Origin of the sequence: Mesorhizobium sp. M7A.F.Ca.CA.002.15.2.1, assembly GCF_003998715.1 — a bacterium.
Lineage (GTDB): Bacteria > Pseudomonadota > Alphaproteobacteria > Rhizobiales > Rhizobiaceae > Mesorhizobium > Mesorhizobium ciceri.
On the sequence record NZ_RZPI01000641.1, the window covers coordinates 1 to 3,151 of the forward strand.

6 protein-coding genes and 1 pseudogene are annotated in these 3,151 nt (G+C 58.6%); 5 read left to right on the forward strand and 2 right to left on the reverse strand.

Annotated elements, in window-relative coordinates:
* Positions 1-160 precede the first annotated feature (160 nt).
* The gene (locus ENZ74_RS26685) at positions 161-397 is read left to right on the forward strand and encodes a hypothetical protein (RefSeq protein WP_013531549.1); all 237 of its coding nucleotides are present in this window, start codon (positions 161-163) and stop codon (positions 395-397) included.
* Positions 398-407: 10 nt separating this feature from the next.
* Here the strand turns inward: ENZ74_RS26685 and ENZ74_RS26690 are convergent, their stop codons facing one another.
* Positions 408-665, reverse strand: a complete 258-nt coding sequence (locus tag ENZ74_RS26690; RefSeq protein ID WP_013531550.1) for a hypothetical protein — start codon at positions 663-665, stop codon at positions 408-410.
* A 294-nt stretch (positions 666-959) separates the two neighbouring features.
* Here ENZ74_RS26690 and ENZ74_RS26695 point away from each other — a divergent pair, with 294 nt between their 5' ends.
* The 4 genes from ENZ74_RS26695 (at position 960) to ENZ74_RS26710 (ending at position 2,847) form a co-directional block, all read left to right on the forward strand.
* Positions 960-1,154: a DUF2934 domain-containing protein gene (locus ENZ74_RS26695; RefSeq protein WP_013531551.1), complete on the forward strand. Its 195-nt coding sequence runs from the start codon at positions 960-962 to the stop codon at positions 1,152-1,154.
* An 89-nt stretch (positions 1,155-1,243) separates the two neighbouring features.
* The gene (locus tag ENZ74_RS26700) at positions 1,244-1,420 is read left to right on the forward strand and encodes a hypothetical protein (protein WP_013531552.1); all 177 of its coding nucleotides are present in this window, start codon (positions 1,244-1,246) and stop codon (positions 1,418-1,420) included.
* Entirely contained in the window at positions 1,417-2,313 is an 897-nt protein-coding gene (locus ENZ74_RS26705; RefSeq protein WP_063168025.1) for an alpha/beta hydrolase, read from the forward strand. The genes ENZ74_RS26700 and ENZ74_RS26705 overlap by 4 nt, the downstream gene beginning before the upstream one ends.
* Before the next feature lie 123 nt (positions 2,314-2,436).
* Positions 2,437-2,847, forward strand: a complete 411-nt coding sequence (locus tag ENZ74_RS26710; RefSeq protein WP_013531554.1) for a DUF427 domain-containing protein — start codon at positions 2,437-2,439, stop codon at positions 2,845-2,847.
* A gap of 43 nt (positions 2,848-2,890) precedes the next feature.
* Here ENZ74_RS26710 and ENZ74_RS26715 read toward each other — a convergent pair.
* A pseudogene (locus tag ENZ74_RS26715) lies at positions 2,891-3,151 on the reverse strand (metal-dependent phosphohydrolase); the annotation flags it as partial.

The following is a 3,151-nucleotide window of genomic DNA, read 5'->3' on the forward strand; positions in this document are numbered from 1 at the left end:
AAAAGCACCAGCAACGCCTTGGCGTTGCTGGTGCTTTTCATATCGGCGCTTCGCCCTGCGGTGCGTTGAACGACCACGTCGTCACCAGCACGGCCAGCGGGCAGGAACCACCATGAAGCGGAATCATTGAAACGCCAGATGTTCCAGCGCGGCAGGAAAAATGAAACGGTACTATTTTGATCTTCAAAACGGTGACGGCACGGTACCCGACGATGACGGGCAGCTGTTCGAATCCCGGGAACAAGCCAGAGCGGAAGCAATTCGTATTTTGCAGGATGTCGCCCAAGACGAAATGCCCGACTGCGATTTCGTCAAGATAACCGTCAAGGTACGCGATGAGATCGGTGCGCAGATGTTTGAGGCGTCGCTTGTTCTGACCTCCGGATGGAGCGTTTGATGTCGCAGTGCTAGCGGCGATACCGCACCGGGATTTGCACGACATTCTCCGATCCAGGCAGATCAAAGGCCATGGCCAGCTGACGTACGGAGGCCATCTCCACGATCAGTTCTTCAATCGAAAGGTCTGGCAGGCCGGTCTTCACCCTCTGCCTCACCCTGGCCGCAAGTTCATGAACCCGCACCGGGACGAAAAGCGGGCTGTCGTCCAGCAGCTTGCTGATTTCGATGACCACATCGGCGTCGATGTCTTTCGGCAATTCCCGCATGAGCGTCACCTCCAATCGAAGCAACAGCCCGCCATGTCGATGCGACGAGCGATCCGGCGTTGAGCGCCGGGCAGTGGGATCGGAGAGGGACGTGCTCGGCGCTGGCCGATATCCTGATTCATAAAACTGCGAGCATAGGTGTGTCACGAAAAAATATCGGTACGAAATTTACCAAGCCGGTCATCCCATGCAATCCACAAGGGCCTTCCCGAAATCCGGCAGCGGCTGTTGCCGACAGAGGAGGAACAAAAAATATGGCCCGGAATTGAGACTGACGAATTGGAGGATCTAGCCATGGACAGCAGGGAAGAAAAGATCAAACGACGGGCCTATGAAATCTGGGAACAAGAGGGCCGGCCGGTAGGCCGCGAGCAGGAGCACTGGGATCGGGCCGTGCAGGAGATCGAAGCTGAGGGTTCGGAGACTGAACGTGGCCCGGTTCTGCCTGACCCGACAGTTGCGGCCGATTCCAATAGCTCGAAGCGTTGATCGGCAATCCCATGGCGTCTTGAGGACCCCGGTCGGGCAACCAAATTGGCGGAACCTCGTTTGCCGGGCATCAACCAGAGGAGGTTTCGATGAAGAGGTTCTTTTCATTCCTGGTCTTGGCCGCTGCCCTTGCGCTCGGCGCCTGCGACAACAACACCGAGCCGATGAAAGCCACCAGCAACAAGAACCCACAGGTTGATCAGGCCGCCAGACCAGGCCCCACGACTGGCGGCGACCAGCCAGCTACGGTGCCTCAGAGCAAATGAACTCCGTCTCACATTGCGACACACCTCTGCTGCGCGTCGCCTATCTCGATGGTGGACCGCAGGACGGCGCCCCGGTTATCCTGCTGCATGGCTGGCCCGACGACGCGACGACATACGCTCGTATTTCGCCGATGCTTCATGAAGCTGGCTTCCGGACGTTTTCCCCTTGGTTGCGAGGCTTTGGGCCGACATCGTTCCTGTCGAAAGAAACCATGCGCTCGGGCGAGATTGCCGCGATGGCGCAGGATGTGCTGGATTTTGCAGATGCGCTTGGCATCAGCCGCTTTGCAGTTGTCGGACATGATTGGGGCGCTCGGATATCCTATCTGCTCGCGTCGGTTTTTCCGGACCGCATCAAGTGCTGCGCTGCGCTGTCCCTCGGCTGGCAACCAGGCAAACCAGCAACGCCGACGCCCGAACAGGCGAAAGCATTTTGGTATCAATGGTTCATGGCGACCGCACGGGGCGCCGAGTTCGTACGAAAGAACGGCAAGGAATTCGCCAGGTATCAGTGGGACAGCTGGGGTCCATTAGGCTGGTTCGACGACGCCATTTTCGATGGCGTTGCGAGCTCGTTCGAAAATCCTGACTGGGCGGATGTGACGTTGCATTCCTATCGGGTCCGGTGGGAAGAGGCCGAGCCCGATCCGCGTTATGCTGAACTCGCCCGCCGGCAAGCAACGGTCAAGATCATCACCGTGCCGATCCTGACGCTTCACGGTGGTGACGACCGCGTTGTGTTTGCCCAGTCTTCAGAGGGGCTCGAAGAGCATTTCACCGCGTTCTACAGGCGGGTGGTGCTGGATGGCATCGGACACTTCCCGACGCGTGAGGCTTCTGATCAGGTTTCGCGAATGTTGGCTGCGTTTCTCGATAGCCATGGCAAGCGCTGAAGGAGGGGCGCCATCGACCCCATAGTAAAGGCCGGAACCTGACGCATCGCCGCGCATTTCGTCTCCATGCATGACGAACCGAAATGCGGTCTCGCAATCAATCGGCAGCCAGGGAGAATTTGGATGCAAGCTTCAGGCGCAATCTCAAGACACCATGCTGGCCAGTTGGCCATAGAACCGTTTGCGGGCACGGTGACGGTACGATTTTCCGACGCCATAGTCGCTGCCACGGAACGGGCGAAAGTGCTTCAGGAAGAAGGCCATGAGCCCGTGTTCTATATTCCTTTCGAAGACATCTATTTTGACCTTTTCGAAAAAACGAACACCACCAGCCGCTCCCCTTTGAAAGGTACCGCGAGCTACTGGCGCGTCCATGCCGTGGGCAGCTCGGCTGACGATTTCATGTGGGCGTACGAGACGCCTGAAACCGCGGCGCGGGCCATTGCACGTCATGGTGCATTCGATCCGGAAAAGGCGCGCATCGATGTCGAGCCCGCGGAGGACAGAAGGCATACGCCCCACGTCACGGAGTAGATTGCCCGTTCTCATCGGCGCGAGCTGAAATTCAAGGCAGGTGCTAACCGCGTGGAAACTCTTCATCAAGGATGCGTAGTGCCTCCTCGTATCTGACGGTTGATGCCCCGGCCTGTCGTGCCTGCCAGATATTGTCCGCCAGATCCGCGCGCTTCACCGGCAGCGCCAATGGATTCGATGCCGCTCGTCGCACGAACGCGAAGTAATCCTCGCCGTCCCTACGCGACATGGCGTCGACGGCCGACGCGATCGTCGGCCCAAAACCGGCCTCTTCCAACCTGGTCCGGTCCCAGCCTTCGCCCTT